The organism is Streptomyces sp. NPDC059169 (assembly GCF_042755225.1).
Classification (GTDB): Bacteria; Actinomycetota; Actinomycetes; order Streptomycetales; family Streptomycetaceae; genus Streptomyces.
This window is the reverse complement of the sequence record NZ_JBHZCF010000022.1, coordinates 20,942-36,861: the sequence shown is the minus strand read 5'-3', so window position 1 is coordinate 36,861 and position 15,920 is coordinate 20,942. Positions and strand designations below refer to the sequence as shown.

Genomic DNA, 15,920 nt, shown 5'->3' with positions numbered 1-15,920 from the left:
GATGGGCGGGGACCTGATGCGCGACGGGCTGCCAGGCGGACCGAACTCGGCGGGAACGCAGCCCGGCGCCGAACCGGGTCCTGCAGGCCCGCCGAAGATCGTCGGGATCGTCTGGGGACTACTGGTCCTCAACACGCTCGGCTCCGCCGGGGCAAAGACCATCATCACGCTGCCGCGCTCCCTCATCCAGATGGTCACCATGGGTGCGCTGGTCGCCGCGTTCGCGCTGGCCCTCGCGGTGAATCTCCGGCTGCGCATCCGGGCCAACGCCTACGTGTTCCTGCTCACCCTGCTGCTGGTGCCGAGCCTGGTCTCCAGCGCTTACCTGGAGTCCGGGTTCGGCGCGCTGTTCCGCTGTGCCCGGCTGACTCTCTTCGTCGGCACGCTGTGGCTGCTCAGCCGCTGGTGGAACGGCGGCCTGACGTTCGTCCGGTACCACATCCGGACGTATTTCGCGGTGCTCGGATCGGTGGCCGCCGGCCTGGTCATCTCACCGGGCGCGGCCCTGCCCGACCTTTACGGCGGGCGGCTGGTCGGGGCGTTGTGGCCACTCACCCCGCCGCAGATCGGACAGTACGCCGCGGTGATCACCGGGCTCACCGTGCTGCTCGTACTGGGCCGCCGGACCGACAGGGCCAGCGCCGCAGTGATCATCCTGCCTTCACTCATCCTGCTCGCGCTGACCCATACCCGGACGGCGACGCTCGGCCTGCTCATCGGGCTGGCGTCGGCAATCGGCTCGCTCATCCTGACCAGCGCCGCCGCCCGCCGGTTCTTCACCTGGGCGGTGCTGTGCGCCACGGTGGCCGCGGTGGGATTCGCCTCCGCGCTGCAGGCATGGTTCCTGCGCGGACAGAGCAAGGAGAACTTCTCCAACCTCACCGGTCGGGCCAAGGTCTGGGACGCCCTGCTGGCTGCGCCCCGGTCGGCCTCCGAGAAGTTGTTCGGCGTGGGCCTGGGCGACAAGTCGTTCGACGGGCTGCCGATCGACAACAGCTGGCTGGCCGTCTACAACGAGCAGGGTCTGATGGGCGTCACCCTCGTCGCGGCGATCATCATCGTGCTGGGCGGAATCGCGTTGCTGCGGCCACCGTCGCTGCAGAGGGCCTGCGCGATCTTCCTGATCAGCTACTGCGCGATCGCCTCGTACACCGAAGCCGGCCTTGGCGACGCCTCGCCGTATCTGCTGCATCTGGCCCTGGCCGCCTCGCTGCTGGCAGCACCCGCCGAAGCCGTGCCCCTGCCGACACTCGAAGCCCCTCGGCTCTCGACGGCCGAAGCCCCCCGACGGCGCATCCCGCGATGGGCCCGGAAATCGGAGGTGACCTGAGCATGCACGTCCTCGTGGTGCACAACCGCTACGCCTCGGCTCAGCCGAGCGGGGAGAACAAGGTCGTCGACCAGGAGGTGGAGTTGCTGCGCACGGCCGGCCATCGGGTCGAGGTGTTCGAACGGCGCAGTGACGACATCGCCGCCAAGTCCGCACTCGGCAAGGCCGCGTTGCCACTCCTCGTACCGTGGAACCCGGCGGTCCGCACCGAACTCGCCGCCCGGTTGCGCACCGACCGGCCGGACGTGGTCCACGTCCACAACGTCTTCCCACTCCTGTCGCCCGCGGTCCTTGCCGCCTGCGCCGACGCCGACGTACCCGCCGTCGCCACGCTGCACAACTACACCCAGATCTGCCCGCCCGGCACGCTGCAGCGGGACGGCCGGCCATGCACCGAGTGCGTCGGCTCGACGCCGCTGCCCGCCGTCCGGCACGGCTGCTACCGGAACTCCCGGCTTGCGACGGTGCCGCTCGCGGTCAGCCTGTCGGTCAACCGGCGGCGTTGGTGGTCCGGCGTGGAGCGGTTCTTCTGCATCTCCGCAGCGCAGCGCGAGGTCCTGGTGCGGGCCGGCATGCCGGCTGAGCGGCTGGCGGTGAAGCACAACTTCGTACCGGAGCCGGGCGCCTGCCGAACGGGCCCCGGAGAGCAACTGCTCTACCTCGGCCGGCTCGCGGAGGCCAAGGGCGTACGGCTGCTCATGGCCGCGTGGGAGGAGATCGCCGCGGACGGCGGTGTGGGCGTGCCGCTCGTGATCGCCGGCGCAGGGCCGTTGGAGCGAGAGGTGACCGCCTGGGCGGCGGGCCGGGACGACGTGCGCTACGTCGGCCTGTACGACCCGGCGCGGTGTCGCCAGGCCATCGCACGGTCGGTCGCCGTGGTGGCTCCTTCGACATGGCTGGAGGCGTTCGGCCTGGTGGTGGTGGAGGCGATGGCGGCGGGGGTCCCGGTCGTCGCCGCCGGCCACGGCGCCTTCGTCGAACTCGTCGAGGACGGGGTCACGGGGCTGCTGCACCGGCCGGGCGAGCCCGCATCGCTCGCGTCCTGCCTACGCCGGATCACAGCCGAGTCGACCCGCAACGGGGAGATGGGACACGCGGCCCGGCGCCGTTACGAACAGGGTTTCAGCCCGGCGGTCGGCCTTGACCGCCTGGTTGACGAGTACCGCACCGCGATCGCGGGTCGATCAGCACTGTCTCGCGGCGGGGACACCCGCGCGAGCAGGGGGGATGGGGACAGTAGATGACACGATGCCGACTGTGCGGCTCGGAAGCGATGGCGAGCGTTGTCGACCTCGGGGCGACGCCACCGTGTGAGAGCTTTCTCGCCGCGGACCAACTGGATCAACCGGAGCCCGCGTACCCGCTGCACCTGCGGGTCTGCACCGACTGCTGGCTCGCGCAGCTACCTCCGCTGATCACGCCGGAGGAGACGTTCAAGGAGTATGCGTACTTTTCCTCGTACTCGACCTCCTGGGTGGAGCACGCGCGCACGTTCGTCGCCGACGCCGTACAGCGCCTCTCTCTCGGCCACGACGCCTTCGTGGTAGAGGTCGCGAGCAACGACGGGTATCTCCTGAAGCACGTGGTAGACCGCGGGATGCGCTGCCTCGGCATCGAGCCCTCGGTGAACGTCAGCGCCGTGGCGCGGGAGGCGGGCGTACCCACGCTCACCGAGTTCCTGAGCCCGGACACCGCCGCGGCCGCCCGCGCCGAGCACGGCCCGGCGAACCTGGTCGTGGCCAACAACGTGTATGCGCACATCCCCGACGTGGTCGGGTTCACCCAGGGGCTGCGCACCCTGGTAGCCGACGACGGCTGGGTCTCCATCGAGGTCCAGCACCTGCTGACGCTGATCGAGGAGAACCAGTACGACACGATCTACCACGAGCACTTCCAGTACTACACGGTCGCGTCCGCGATCCGGGCGCTTGCGAGCGGTGGACTCGCGCTCGTGGACGTGGAGTTGCTGCCCACGCACGGCGGCTCCATCCGGCTGTGGGCCCGGCCGACCGAGGTGGCCGGCGAGCCGGGCAACGGGGTCTCCCCTGCACGAGCGAAGTCGAGCGCTCGGAGCAGGGTGGCCGACGTGCTGGGCCGCGAGAAGGCCGCGGGGCTGCAGGAGTTGTCCGGGTACACCGAGTTCGCCGCCCGGGTGGCCAAGGTGCGCCGGGACCTCCTCACGTTCCTCATCGAGGTGACCGAGCGCGGCGAGACGGTCGTCGGCTACGGAGCCCCGGGCAAGGGCAACACCCTGCTCAACCACTGCGGCATCCGGCCCGACCTGCTCCCCTACACGGTCGACCGCAACCCCTACAAGCACGGCAGGTTCACCCCGGGCACCCGCATCCCGATCCTGCCACCCGAGCAGATAGCCACCGACAAACCGGACTACGTCCTCGTCCTCCCGTGGAACCTACGGACCGAGCTGGTCGAGCAGCTGTCCTTCGTGCACGACTGGGGCGGCCGACTCGTCTTTCCCATCCCGGAACTGAGCATTGTCGAGGTCGCGTCTTGAAAGAGGTCACAGCATGAAGGTCGTTCTGTTCTGCGGTGGTTACGGGATGCGGATGCGCAACGGTGCCTCCGACGACGTGCCCAAGCCGATGGCGATGGTCGGCCCGCGACCGCTGATCTGGCACGTCATGCGCTACTACGCGCACTTCGGGCACACCGAGTTCATTCTCTGCCTCGGGTACGGAGCGCACCACATCAAGGACTTCTTCCTCAACTACGAGGAGACGACGTCCAACGACTTCGTGCTGCGCAAAGGGCAGACCGAGCTGCTGTCCACCGACATAGCCGACTGGACGATCACGTTCGCGCAGACCGGCGTCGAGTCGCCGATCGGAGAGCGGCTGCGCCGGGTGCGTCACCACCTGGACGGCGACGAGATGTTCCTCGCCAACTACGCCGACGTGCTCACCGACGCCCCGCTGCCGAAGATGATCGAGAACTTCGCCCGGCGCGACGCCGGTGCGTCCATGATGGTGGTGCCACCGCAGTCCTCGTTCCACTGCGTGGACCTGGGCGAGGACGGCCTGGTGGGGGGCGTCACCGCGGTGAGCGAACTGCCGCTGTGGGAGAACGGCGGCTACTTCGTGCTCCGCCAGGAAGTCTTCGACCACATCCCGGAGAACGGCGATCTCGTTGCCGACGGATGCGCCCGACTGGCCAAGCGCGGACGGCTGGTAGCGCACCGGCACCGCGGCTTCTGGAAGCCGACCGACACGGTGAAGGAGCGGGCCGCGCTCGACGACGCATACGCCCGGGGCGACCGTCCGTGGGCCGTGTGGGAACGGGACGGCGCGGGTGCGAGCACGGTCGGAGCGAGGTCGTGATCCGTCTTGGGGCCGGGCCGCTGGATCGGATCGTCGCAGCGGGCGCACACTGCGACGACATCGCCATCGGCGCCGGCGGCACGCTGCTGACCCTGTGCCTGGCGCGACCGGGGATCCGTGTCGACGCACTGGTGCTCTCCGGCGGCGGCAGCGAGCGCGAGCAGGAGGAGCAGGCTGCGCTCGCCGCCTTCTGCCCGGGCGCCGACCTGCGGCTGACCGTGCACAAGCTGCCGGACGGACGGCTGCCCGCGCACTGGGAGGAGGCCAAGGCCGCGGTCGAGGAGCTGCGTCTGCGGACCGAGCCGGATCTCGTGCTGGCCCCGCGCACCGATGACGCGCACCAAGACCACCGTGGCCTGGCGCAGCTGATACCCACCGCTTTTCGCGACCACCTCGTACTCGGCTACGAAATCGTCAAGTGGGACGGAGATCTCGGCCGTCCCGCGGCATACCAGCCGTTGTCGCCGGAGATCGCCGAACGGAAGGTGCGGCTGCTGCAGGAGCACTACCCCTCGCAGCGGCACCGGCCCTGGTACGACCGGGAAGCCTTCCTCGGGCTCGCGCGGATCCGCGGCATCGAGTGCCACGAGCGGTACGCCGAGGCGTTCGCCGTCACCAAACTCACGCTCAATCTGGGGGGTTGAACCATGCGCGTACTACTGACCGGACACCAGGGATACCTGGGCACCGTCATGGCCCCGGTCCTCGCTGCCGCCGGACACGAGGTCGTCGGCCTCGACGCCGGCCTGTTCGCCGACTGCGTCCTCGGCCCGACGCCCATGGACCCTCCACCAGTCGGCGCTGGCGCGCCTGTGGGCGGTGCCCCCACGGGGACGAGGGTGGACCTGCGCGACGTCACGGCCGAACACGTGGCGGGGATCGACGCCGTGATCCACCTGGCCGCGCTGTCCAACGACCCGCTGGGATCGTTGGCGCCGGAACTCACCTACGACATCAACCACCACGCGTCCGTCCGCCTCGCCCGACTGGCCCGCGACGCCGGAGTGCGACGTTTCCTGTACGCGTCGACCTGCTCGGTCTACGGCGCCGCCGGCGGCGACGACCTGGTGGCCGAGGACGCCCCGCTGCGCCCGGTGACGCCGTACGCTGAGTCAAAGGTGCGGGTTGAGGACGACCTGCACGTGCTCGCCGACGGCGACTTCACCCCGGTGTTCATGCGCAACGCCACCGCCTTCGGCTACTCTCCCCGGCTGCGCGCCGACATCGTGCTGAACAACCTGGTAGGCCACGCGCTGCTGTCCGGCGAGGTGTTGGTGCTCTCCGACGGCACTCCCTGGCGCCCGCTGGTGCACGCCGCCGACATCGCACGGGCCTTCGCGGCCGCGTTGACCGCGCCGCGGGAAGCGGTTCACGACCGGGCGTTCAACATCGGCAGCGAGATCAACAACGTCACGGTCGGCGAGATCGCCGAGCAGGTCGCTGAGGCGGTGTCCGGCGCGAAGGTGGTGATCACCGGGGAGACCGGTGCGGATCCGCGGTCGTACCGGGTGGACTTCTCCCGCTTCCGCGCCGCGGTGACCGACTTCGACTGCGAGTGGACGGTGAAGCAGGGCGCGCTCGAACTCGCCGACGCCTACCGGAACCACGGGCTGACCCGGGAGGGCTTCGAACGACGCTTCACCCGCCTTGCCGTGCTGCGCGCGGCGTCCGACGCCGGCACGGTCGACGAGACCCTGCGGTGGCGCCGATGACCGACGCCGGCGAAGAGATGTACGCGCTGGTGGAGCGGCTGTACCCGCTGTGCCGGAGCATCACCGGAGACGGTGTGCGCGCCACCCTGGACATCGTCGGCGAATACGTCCCGATGCAGGTGCACGAGGTGCCCACCGGCACTCAGGTACTCGACTGGACGGTGCCGCAGGAGTGGAACATACGGGACGCGTACATCGCCGACGCCGCCGGTAACCGGGTCGTCGACTTCGCCGCGTCCAGCCTGCACGTGCTCGGTTACAGCGTGCCGGTGTCGGCGACCATGCCCCTGGCCGACCTGCGCGACCACCTGCACACCCTGCCCGACCACCCGACCTGGGTGCCGTACCGCACCAGCTACTACAAGCCGGAATGGGGGTTCTGCCTGGCCCAGGAGACACTGGACGCGATGCCGGACGGCGAGTACGAGGTGCGCATCGACTCCACCCTCGCGGACGGCCACCTCACCTACGCCGAGCACGTGGTCCCCGGGCAGGTCCCCGACGAGGTGATCGTCTCCTGCCACGTCTGCCACCCGTCGCTGGCCAACGACAACCTGGCCGGCATCGCGGTGGCGACGTTCCTGGCCCGGGCGCTGGCCGAGCAGACGCCGTACTACACCTACCGGTTCATCTTCGCCCCCGGCACCATCGGGGCGATCACCTGGCTGGCCCGCAACGCGGAGCGGGTGCATGGGATATCCCCTGATCACGGGGATCCCCCCGCGCGAGCGAAGCCGAGCGTGGGGGATGAGCCGAGAACCGGGGGGAGGGTCAAGCACGGGCTGGTGCTGGCCTGCGCCGGCGACCCGGGGTCGTTGACGTACAAGCAGAGTAGGCGCGGTGACGCAGAGATCGACCGGGTGATGCGGCATGTGCTGGCTGCCTCCGGACGTCCGCACCACGTCGCCGAGTTCACGCCGTACGGCTACGACGAGCGGCAGTTCTGTTCGCCCGGGTTCGATCTCGGCGTGGGCTCGCTCAGCCGAACCCCGTACGCCGGCTACCCCGAGTACCACACCTCGGCGGACGACCTGGACCTCGTCTCCCCGGATGCGATGGCGGACACGCTCGCCGTCTGCCGCGAGGCGTTCGCCGTCCTCGACCGCAACCGGCGGTACCTCAACCTCAGTCCCTACGGCGAACCACAGCTGGGCCGACGCGGGTTGTACGACGCGCTCGGCGGCCGCAGCGACACCAAACAGGCCCAGATGGCCATGCTCTGGGTGCTCAACCTCTCCGACGGCCGACACAGTCTGCTGGACGTCGCCGAACGGTCCGGACTCCCGTTCGACACCGTCGCCGCCGCGGCCGATGCCCTGCACGGCGCCGGGCTGATCAAGGCATGACGCCGATGACCGCCGAAGGGATGAAGACGACGAGACCGGCCGGATCCGCCAAGCGGGCCCTCGTCGGCCGACTGTCCTGGGGGCTGGCCGACCAGGCGGCCTCCAGCATGTCCAACTTCGCGGTGGGGATCTACGTGGCCCGCTCGCTGGGGCTGACGGCGTTCGGCGTGTTCAGCCTCGCCTGGGTGACCTACGGCGTGGTGCTCAACGTCTCCCGCGGTCTTGCCACCGACCCACTCGTGGTGCGCTTCAGCGGAGTCCCGGAGGCGTCCTGGCGCGAGGCGGTGGCCCGGTCGTCGGGTACCGCGCTCGCCGTCGGTGCAGCCATCGGCGCGGCGTGCCTGGTGGTCGGGCTCGGTCTCGGCGGCAGCGTGGGGCCCGCGTTCGCCTGCCTCGGCGTCATGCTGCCCGGGCTGTTGCTGCAGGACGCCTGGCGGTTCGCGTTCTTCGCCGCGGGCACCGGGCGGAAGTCGTTCGTCAACGACGTCGTGTGGGGCGTCGCGCTCGTCCCGGCCATGGTCGTGGCGGCCCGGGTGGGTAGCGTGGCCGCCTTCGTGCTCGCCTGGGGCGCATCCGCCACGGTGGCCGCGGGGTACGGCTACTTCCAGTCCGGCATCACGCCCCGGGTGGCCGAGGCACGCGGATGGCTTCGCGAGCAGCGCGATCTCGGCTACCGGTACCTGGTCGAGAACATCTGCCTCAGTGGAGCCAGCCAGCTGCGGGCGTACGGACTCGGCGCGATCGTCGGGGTCGGCGCGGTGGGCGCGGTGCGGGGCGCCGAGCTCCTGCTCGGCCCGTTCCTCGCCGTGCTGATGGGTCTCTCGCTGGTCACCGTCCCCGAGGCGGCACGGGTGGTGCGGCAGGCCCCGCACCGGCTCGGCGCGTTCTGCCTCGTGCTGGGCGGTGGGCAGACCGCCGCCGCGATTCTCTGGGGCGGGGCCATGCTGCTGATGCCGGACCGGCTCGGCGAGCTGGTGCTCGGCGGCGTCTGGCACTCCGCCGCACAGCTCATCGTGCCGGTCACTCTCGGCGTCGCGGGCGCCGGCCTCGGCACCGGCGCGGCGGCCGGGCTGCGCGCGCTCGGGGCGGCGCGGCGAAGCCTGCGCTGCCAACTGTTCGCCTCCGCCTGTTACGTCGGCGGCGGGCTCGGTGGGGCGGCCGCGGCTGGCACGGTCGGCTCGGCCTGGGGCGTCGCCGCCGCGACCGTCAGCGGATCGGCGGTGTGGTGGCTGCACTTGCGGTCCGCCCTGCGCGAGCACCACCCCAACACCGTTTCCGAAGTGAGGACTCCATGACCGCGCAACCCAGGCTGAGCATCGGCCTGCCCGTCTACAACGGTGAGGAGTACCTCGCCGAGTCGCTCGACGCTCTCCTCGGCCAGACCTACGAGGATTTCGAACTGATCATCTCCGACAACGCCTCGACCGACGGGACGCAGGACATCTGCCGCAGGTACGCCACGCGGGACTCCCGCATCCGATACCTCCGGCTGCCCCGGAACATCGGCGCCACGCCGAACCACAACCGCGTGCTCGCCGAGTCCCGCGGCGAGTTGTTCAAGTGGGCCTCGCACGACGACCTGTACGGTCGCGACCTGCTGCGGCGTTGCGTGGAGTCCCTGGACGAGCGGCCGGACGTGATCCTCGCGCACACCGACCAGGCGGTCATCGACGGCGACGGCCAAGTGAAGGTCCCCTACGAGTACGGGCTCGCAACCGACTCGCCGCACGCACCGGAGCGCTTCCGCAGTCTGCTGTTCGAGCCGGGGGGCGACGACTTCTACGGGGTGATGCGGGCCGACATGCTGCGCCGGGTGAAACCCATGGGCAGCTACCACCACGCGGACCGCACGTACGTCGCAGAGATCACCCTGCACGGGTCCTTCCACCAGGTGCCGGAGCTGCTGTACTTCCGCCGCGACCACCCCAACCGCGCCGAGCGGGCGAACCCTTCCAAGCGCTCCCGGTGCGTCAACCTGGACCCGCGCCGGGCAGGCCCGCTACACCCGACGCCCCGGCTGCTCGCCGAGTACGTCTGGGGCTTCGTCTCGGCGATCCGGCGGGCGCCGCTGTCCCCGGCCGGCCGGCGCGAGTGCTACCGCCACCTGACCGCCTGGATGACCAGTCGGGTCCGGCCGGGAGCCGGCGAGCGGGTCGAGGACCGTGCCCCGGTCGACCCGGCCCTGCTGACGGTCTCCGTCGACGCCCTCGTCGCGGGCCGCGAGGGGAGGCAGGCGTGAGGACGACGACACGTGTGGGGGTGTTCGGCCTGCTCGGCTCCGGCAACCTCGGCAACGACGGGTCACTTGAGGCAGTCCTCGGCTACCTCCGCGCCGAGCATCCGGAAGCCGTCGTGGACGCCCTGTGCGGCGGACCCGAGACCGTGACGACCCGGTTCGGGATCCCCGCTACACGGCTGCACTGGAACCGTGGGGAGTACCGGACCGCCTCGCGTGCGGGCGCGGTCGCGGCGAAGGGCCTGGGCAAACTCGTCGACGTCTTCCGCACCGCCTCCTGGGTGCGCCGGCACGACGTGGTGATCGTGCCCGGCATGGGCGTCCTGGAGGCCACGCTGCCACTGCGGCCGTGGGGCTTCCCGTACTCGCTGTTCCTGCTCTGCGCGAGTGGCCGGCTGCTGCGCACCCGCGTCGCGCTGGTCAGCGTCGGCGCCGCCGAGATCGGCAACCGGCCGACCCGGGCCCTGGTGCGCTGGTCGGCACGGCTGGCCGCGTACCGGTCGTACCGGGACGCCCAGTCCCGCGACGCCATGCGGGCGATGGGCGTGGACACCGCGCGCGACGAGGTCTACCCGGACTTCGCGTTCGCCCTGCCGACGCCGCGGGCGAGCGCGCCCTCGGCTTCACCCGGCCCGGTCTGCGTCGGTGTCATGGACTTCCACGGCGGCAACGACGACCGTCCCCGGGCCGAGGAGATCTACCGGCGCTATCTCGACGGGACGATCCGGTTCGTCCGCGCGCTGGTCGAGGAGGACAGGCCGGTGCGGCTGCTCACCGGCGACGCGTGCGACGCGTCGGTGGTCACCGCGATCCTCGACGCGGTGGACTCGCCGCTGGTCACCGCCGCCGAGGCGGCCTCACTGGCCGACCTGATGAAGGAGACGGCGGCCGCCGACACCGTGGTGGCGGTCCGCTACCACAACCTGATCTGCGCGCTGAAGACCGGCACGCCGGTACTCGCCCTCAGCTACGCGACGAAGAGCGACGCGCTCATGGACCGGATGGGCCTGGGCGCGTACTGCCACCCGGCACGCGAGGTCGACGCCGACCGTCTGCTCCAGCAGTTCCGGGCCCTGGAGAAGCGCTCGCCGGAGCTGCGGCAGACCCTCGCCGAGCGGAACCGGGCCGTCGCCCGGCAACTCAAGGACCAGTTCACGGCCTTGACCACGGCCCTGTTCCCTGCGGCCGACCACACCCACACCCTGCGGAAGGCTTCATGAAGGCGACCGAAGTCCCTCAGATCGCCGGTGCGTACCTGTTCGAGCCGACACCCTACGCCGATGAACGCGGCTTCTTCTGCCGCACCTTCGACGCCGACGTGGTCCGCTCGGTGGGCCTGGCCCCGGAGGCCTTCGTCCAGGACAGCGTGTCCCGCTCGGCCCGGGGTGTGCTGCGCGGCCTCCACCTGCGCTCCGGCTCGGGCGAAGCCAAGCTGGTGCGGTGCTCGTACGGAAGGATCTTCGACGCCGTCGTGGACCTGCGTACGGACTCGCCGACCTACCTGGGCCGGGCCTTCTTCGAGCTGTCCGGCGAGACGCAGGCGACCCTGTACATCCCGGCGGGGTGCGCGCACGGCTTCCAGGCGCTGACCGAGACCGCCGACACCTCGTACCGGATCGACCGCCCGCACGATCCGGCCGAGGACGTGACGATCGCCTTCGACGACCCGCAACTCGCCATACCCTGGCCGCTGCCGGTCACATCGATGTCTGAGCGGGACCGGGAGGCGCCGCGCCTCGCGGAGGCCCTGAAGCAAAAAGAGAGTTGAGGTCGGGGTGCACACCGAACACACGGAGAAGGCAACGGAGTTCACCCTGCCCCGGTCGCGGGTGGCGAACGAACGGCTGCACGCCATGGTCCCCGGAGGAGCGCACACCTACGCCAAGGGCGACGACCAGTACCCCGAGGATCTGGCCCCGGTCATCAGCCACGGCCGCGGTGCCCACGTGTGGGACATCGACGGCAACCGCTATGTCGAGTACGGCTCCGGCCTGCGGTCGGTCAGCCTCGGCCACGCCCACCCACGCGTGATCGAAGCAGTGCGGCGGGAACTCGACCGCGGCAGCAACTTCGTCCGGCCGTCCATCGTGGAGGTCGAAGCCGCGGAACGCTTCCTGGCCACGGTGCCGACCGCAGAGATGGTGAAGTTCGCGAAGAACGGCTCCGACGCCACCACCGCCGCGGTGCGCCTCGCCCGTGCCGCCACCGGGCGCCCACGGGTGGCCATCTGCTCCGACCATCCGTTCTTCTCCGTCGACGACTGGTTCATCGGCACCACACCGATGTCCGCCGGTGTTCCGGCAGCAACCACCGAGCTCACCGTGACGTTCCCCTACGGGGACCTGGCCGCCACGGAGGAGCTGCTCTCCCGGTACCAGGACGAAGTCGCCTGCCTGATCCTCGAGCCCGTTACCCACACCGAGCCTTCCCCAAGCGATCCGCGTCGTTCGAGCAGGGAAGACCCCACTCCCGGATACCTCGCCGGCCTGCGCGAGCTGGCCGACCGGCACGGTTGCGTACTGATCTTCGATGAGATGATCAGCGGATTCCGCTGGTCCGAGGCGGGCGCCCAGGGCCTGTACGGGGTCGTACCCGACCTCTCCACATTCGGCAAGGCACTGGGCAACGGGTTCGCCGTCTCCGCACTGGCCGGACGCCGTGAACTGATGGAGCGGGGCGGGCTGCGCCACTCCGACGACCGGGTGTTCCTGCTGTCCACCACGCACGGGGCGGAAACACACTCCCTGGCAGCCGCGATGGCCGTGCTCACCACCTACGTCGAGGAGGGCATCACCGCGCGGCTGCACGCCCTCGGCGAACGGTTGGCCGCCGGTGTCCGCGACGCCGCGGCCGGCATGGGCGTCGGCGATCACGTCGTCGTCCGGGGCCGCGCCAGCAACCTGGTCTTCGCCACCCTCGACGAGAACCGGCAGCCGTCGCAGCAATACCGCACCCTGTTCCTGCGCCGGCTCCTCGCCGGCGGCGTGCTAGCCCCGTCGTTCGTGGTGAGCAGCGCGCTCACCGACGCCGACATCGACCACACCGTCGACGTGGTGGCTCAGGCATGTGCGGTGTACCGGAAGGCACTGGACGCCGCTGATCCCACGCCCTGGCTGGCCGGACGACCCGTGAAGCCCGTGTTTCGCCGCTTGGCGTGACATGGCGTCAGCGACGCGACCGCAGACCGGTAGCGGTCACCCGGTCGGCCAGCTGGTCGACCAGCCACGCGGCCGCCGGAATCACCGCCAGCGCGGTGCACCAGCCGCCGAGGACATCGGTCGGATAGTGCGCACCCAGGGCGACCTGCGCCCATCCCATCGCGGCACCGGCAGCAAACGCCGCGGCGAGCACGAGTGATGTGCGGGCCGTCCTGCGAAGGCCGAGCCGTCCGGTCGCGAGCAGCGCCACCACGAGGGCGAGCGCAGTGAGGAAGGCGGTGTGCCCACTCGGATAGGACAGGTTGCCGTCGCCGTGGATGGTGCGTCCCACCATGTGCTTGATCAGCCTCGTAGTCCCCACGGTCGTGGCGGCACCGACCACGACGAGCACCGCTGCGCGAGAACGCCGAAGCAGCAGGCAGCCCGTCACGATGGCCACGACCAGCACCGCCGATCCGGCAGGCTCCCCCAAGGTGTCCACGGCCAGCGCGACGCCTCGCCACGGCGACCGCACGGTGTCCGCCGTCGGCTGGGTGATCCACTGGTCCACCCTGCTGGGCTCGCTGTGGCCTGCGTACACGACCCCGAGCACGACGACCACCAGCGCAGCGAGGGCCGCGATCAGCAGCCACGGGCGCCGCGACGGGGGCAGCACCGGTGGTGCGGACCGGCCGGTCACCCGCCCACCACGTCCGGTCGACCCGCGGTGCTCTGCCGTGATCGGTAGTTGGTGGGGGGGACCTTGACTACTTGACGCAGAGTCAGGGTCCGGCCCTGCCTGCACTTCATCCCGGCGGATGCGATGCACCTCCCCCAGCCGTTGGCACGACGTCACCCTAACCAACCATGCTCTACTGGCGCAGGAGAGCGGCCGTGTGGGCGGTCCGCCAGACCGCCGGTGCGAAGTTCCCCGTCCGGGCATGCGGTTCACCGAGCCTCGGTCTTACCGTCAGCGCAGATCCCCAAGACCACGTTCGCGGAGATCGGCTACCGGCTGGTCCGGGGCAAACCGACAGCCGGCGTGTCGGGATGCTCGTTGTCTGCCCGAGCGCGAAGGCGCTCCGCGATCTGCGCCGCGGACTCGGCAACGCACCGGTGAAGTCCCCTGTCATCACGGAAGTCGGCCACCGTGTCGTTCGGTCGGGCGCCTGCGAAGCTGGGGGCTAGAAACCGATGGACCGTGAACCGGCAGGGTTCGTCGAACGGTCCCGCGGACGCAGGTGAACCCACAGATGCCAACCGGCCAGCGCCGCACCAGGGAACCTGTGCACCGGCAGGGGCGGCGCATGCATGAATCGCTTGTACGAGCGTGTGAGCGAAAAGTCGGGAAAGCACTGACGTACCGTGCGCGAGTCGTACACGCGGGCGTAGGGGTTGTCGGGGCCGTCGGTGTTGTGGTGAATGAACTTCCCCATGCGCAGATACTCGAACAGCCCGTTTGCACGAGCATTCCTCACATGAGCGGCGACGATCCCGGTCGGTTTCAGCAGGCCGAACCGGGCCAGCGGAAAGGTGACTGCCAGTGCCATGCGCCGGACGAGACCGATGGAGATGAGGTAGTTCAGTGACCAGCGGGCGTAGAGCATGGCCACCAACTCGCCTCCCGGCACCAGAACACGATGGATTTCCCGCTGTGCGGCAATGATGTCCGGTACGTGATGCAATACGCCGTGGCTGAACACCATGTCAAAGGATTCCGCCTCGAACGGCAGGTCGAGCACGCTGGCACGGTGCAACCCGTCGAAGGGCAGATTGCGCTGCGTGAGACGGGTTCTCACACGCTCCAGGGACGCCTCGGTGAGGTCAACGCCCGTCCATTTCGCACCGCGCCGGATGAGTTGTTCGGACTCTGCTCCCTGACCGAGCCCGATTTCGAGTACGCGTCGGCCCGCTACATCAAGGCCGTCAAGACATCGCGGGATGTGCGATTCCAACTCGTACTTGAACGCGTCGTAGTGGGTGAAGAATGCTACGTAGTCGCCCTGTTCCGCCCCTGCCGGACCGCCTGCCAACTGCTCGCCGCAGGGATGTGAGGACCAGAACGCGGCGATATCCGTCTCGCGCATTTACCCTCCTGTGGTGATGTCACGACAGAAGAAGAGCCGCGACTCGGGCGCGCCGGCTCTTGCCGCCAGAGCTTCGCTGCGGGGCGCGTCGGACAAGCGGAGTTATAGCGGACAGCTTCGGGGGGAGGGAAACCAGTAGGCGCGCCCGAACGGAGGATTCCTTACACGGGCGGCCCATCCCGACGCGATATTCAACAGCCTGCCGAGTGCGTCGCCTGGCACGGCGGACGGGCTTCCCTACTAACCTGGCCTTTCGTGTATCACGGCGTGAAAAGCGCCCGGCATGGAATTCTCGGAGGGCGCGTGGTCTGGAAGAGCAGCGTAGTTGCGGAACCCGGATCCGGCCCTGCCGCGCTGAGGGACGAGGAGCTCGAGGGGCATGCCGATCGTCTTTTCGGAGCCACATACTGTTTCAACCGCTTGATCGACGGCCCGCTGCTCCGCTCCTACGCCGACGAGCGGCCCCGCCTCGTGCTCCCCGACAGGCACGATCCGAACAATGATGCGACGACCGCTCGTACGGCCGTATGGGCGGCAGAGCGTGGCGATGTTCCCCGTGGCTTCGCCGGCGACGTACCGGTCGCCGTCGTCGACCCCTGCTGTGGACGCATTCCGGAGCGGCGGCCTTCCGTCAGGACGCGGCACCCGGCCCGCTTGTCGCCCCGGTGGGGTCTCACGCCCTTCCTGGACGCACTGACCGCATTGCGCACGACCCGACGCAACGGGTGAGCGGA

General features: G+C 70.0%; 15 protein-coding genes. 13 read left to right on the top strand and 2 right to left on the bottom strand.

Annotated features, from left to right (window positions below):
• Position 1: 1 nt before the first annotated feature.
• The 12 genes from ACFXOM_RS31205 to ACFXOM_RS31150 all read left to right on the top strand — a co-directional run bounded on the left by ACFXOM_RS31205 (position 2) and on the right by ACFXOM_RS31150 (position 13,120).
• Positions 2-1,330: an O-antigen ligase domain-containing protein gene (locus ACFXOM_RS31205; RefSeq protein WP_384936599.1), complete on the top strand. Its 1,329-nt coding sequence runs from the start codon at positions 2-4 to the stop codon at positions 1,328-1,330.
• Positions 1,331-1,332: 2 nt separating this feature from the next.
• A complete protein-coding gene (locus ACFXOM_RS31200) occupies positions 1,333-2,574 on the top strand; it encodes a glycosyltransferase (RefSeq protein ID WP_384936419.1) in 1,242 nt (413 codons plus the stop codon).
• Positions 2,571-3,845 (top strand): class I SAM-dependent methyltransferase, encoded by a 1,275-nt coding sequence (locus ACFXOM_RS31195; protein WP_384948059.1) that lies wholly within the window; start codon positions 2,571-2,573, stop codon positions 3,843-3,845. The genes ACFXOM_RS31200 and ACFXOM_RS31195 overlap by 4 nt, the downstream gene beginning before the upstream one ends.
• 13 nt (positions 3,846-3,858) lie before the next feature.
• A complete protein-coding gene (locus ACFXOM_RS31190) occupies positions 3,859-4,668 on the top strand; it encodes a glucose-1-phosphate cytidylyltransferase (protein ID WP_384936424.1) in 810 nt (269 codons plus the stop codon).
• Positions 4,665-5,312, top strand: coding sequence for a PIG-L deacetylase family protein (locus ACFXOM_RS31185; protein ID WP_384948057.1), 648 nt, complete (start codon positions 4,665-4,667; stop codon positions 5,310-5,312). The genes ACFXOM_RS31190 and ACFXOM_RS31185 overlap by 4 nt, the downstream gene beginning before the upstream one ends.
• Positions 5,313-5,315: 3 nt before the next feature.
• The gene (locus ACFXOM_RS31180; protein WP_384936429.1) at positions 5,316-6,380 is read left to right on the top strand and encodes an NAD-dependent epimerase/dehydratase family protein; all 1,065 of its coding nucleotides are present in this window, start codon (positions 5,316-5,318) and stop codon (positions 6,378-6,380) included.
• The gene (locus ACFXOM_RS31175; protein ID WP_385040639.1) at positions 6,377-7,726 is read left to right on the top strand and encodes a DUF4910 domain-containing protein; all 1,350 of its coding nucleotides are present in this window, start codon (positions 6,377-6,379) and stop codon (positions 7,724-7,726) included. Before ACFXOM_RS31180 ends, ACFXOM_RS31175 begins: the two co-directional genes overlap by 4 nt.
• A gap of 5 nt (positions 7,727-7,731) precedes the next feature.
• The gene (locus ACFXOM_RS31170) at positions 7,732-9,021 is read left to right on the top strand and encodes a hypothetical protein (protein WP_384936601.1); all 1,290 of its coding nucleotides are present in this window, start codon (positions 7,732-7,734) and stop codon (positions 9,019-9,021) included.
• Positions 9,018-9,965, top strand: coding sequence for a glycosyltransferase family 2 protein (locus tag ACFXOM_RS31165; RefSeq protein ID WP_385040636.1), 948 nt, complete (start codon positions 9,018-9,020; stop codon positions 9,963-9,965). The genes ACFXOM_RS31170 and ACFXOM_RS31165 overlap by 4 nt, the downstream gene beginning before the upstream one ends.
• Positions 9,966-9,979: 14 nt before the next feature.
• Entirely contained in the window at positions 9,980-11,182 is a 1,203-nt protein-coding gene (locus tag ACFXOM_RS31160) for a polysaccharide pyruvyl transferase family protein (RefSeq protein WP_384936604.1), read from the top strand.
• Positions 11,179-11,730, top strand: a complete 552-nt coding sequence (locus ACFXOM_RS31155; RefSeq protein WP_384948052.1) for a dTDP-4-dehydrorhamnose 3,5-epimerase family protein — start codon at positions 11,179-11,181, stop codon at positions 11,728-11,730. Before ACFXOM_RS31160 ends, ACFXOM_RS31155 begins: the two co-directional genes overlap by 4 nt.
• Before the next feature lie 85 nt (positions 11,731-11,815).
• A complete protein-coding gene (locus ACFXOM_RS31150; protein WP_384948089.1) occupies positions 11,816-13,120 on the top strand; it encodes a glutamate-1-semialdehyde 2,1-aminomutase in 1,305 nt (434 codons plus the stop codon).
• 7 nt (positions 13,121-13,127) lie between these two features.
• Here ACFXOM_RS31150 and ACFXOM_RS31145 read toward each other — a convergent pair whose 3' ends face one another.
• Both ACFXOM_RS31145 and ACFXOM_RS31140 read right to left on the bottom strand, forming a co-directional pair.
• Positions 13,128-13,799: a phosphatase PAP2 family protein gene (locus ACFXOM_RS31145; RefSeq protein WP_384948050.1), complete on the bottom strand. Its 672-nt coding sequence runs from the start codon at positions 13,797-13,799 to the stop codon at positions 13,128-13,130.
• Between the two features lie 484 nt (positions 13,800-14,283).
• The gene (locus ACFXOM_RS31140; RefSeq protein ID WP_384936439.1) at positions 14,284-15,186 is read right to left on the bottom strand and encodes a class I SAM-dependent methyltransferase; all 903 of its coding nucleotides are present in this window, start codon (positions 15,184-15,186) and stop codon (positions 14,284-14,286) included.
• A 420-nt stretch (positions 15,187-15,606) separates the two neighbouring features.
• Here ACFXOM_RS31140 and ACFXOM_RS31135 point away from each other — a divergent pair, with 420 nt between their 5' ends.
• Positions 15,607-15,915 (top strand): hypothetical protein, encoded by a 309-nt coding sequence (locus ACFXOM_RS31135; RefSeq protein ID WP_384936442.1) that lies wholly within the window; start codon positions 15,607-15,609, stop codon positions 15,913-15,915.
• The last annotated feature ends 5 nt before the right edge of the window (positions 15,916-15,920 follow it).

Coding starts and splice junctions, on each gene's coding strand:
- ACFXOM_RS31190 (WP_384936424.1), top strand. CDS start 3,859: ATGAAGGTCGTTCTGTTCTGCGGTGGTTACGGGATGCGGATGCGCAAC.
- ACFXOM_RS31200 (WP_384936419.1), top strand. CDS start 1,333: ATGCACGTCCTCGTGGTGCACAACCGCTACGCCTCGGCTCAGCCGAGC.
- ACFXOM_RS31180 (WP_384936429.1), top strand. CDS start 5,316: ATGCGCGTACTACTGACCGGACACCAGGGATACCTGGGCACCGTCATG.
- ACFXOM_RS31175 (WP_385040639.1), top strand. CDS start 6,377: ATGACCGACGCCGGCGAAGAGATGTACGCGCTGGTGGAGCGGCTGTAC.
- ACFXOM_RS31195 (WP_384948059.1), top strand. CDS start 2,571: ATGACACGATGCCGACTGTGCGGCTCGGAAGCGATGGCGAGCGTTGTC.
- ACFXOM_RS31170 (WP_384936601.1), top strand. CDS start 7,732: ATGACCGCCGAAGGGATGAAGACGACGAGACCGGCCGGATCCGCCAAG.
- ACFXOM_RS31205 (WP_384936599.1), top strand. CDS start 2: ATGGGCGGGGACCTGATGCGCGACGGGCTGCCAGGCGGACCGAACTCG.
- ACFXOM_RS31155 (WP_384948052.1), top strand. CDS start 11,179: ATGAAGGCGACCGAAGTCCCTCAGATCGCCGGTGCGTACCTGTTCGAG.
- ACFXOM_RS31140 (WP_384936439.1), bottom strand. CDS start 15,186: ATGCGCGAGACGGATATCGCCGCGTTCTGGTCCTCACATCCCTGCGGC.
- ACFXOM_RS31165 (WP_385040636.1), top strand. CDS start 9,018: ATGACCGCGCAACCCAGGCTGAGCATCGGCCTGCCCGTCTACAACGGT.
- ACFXOM_RS31150 (WP_384948089.1), top strand. CDS start 11,816: ATGGTCCCCGGAGGAGCGCACACCTACGCCAAGGGCGACGACCAGTAC.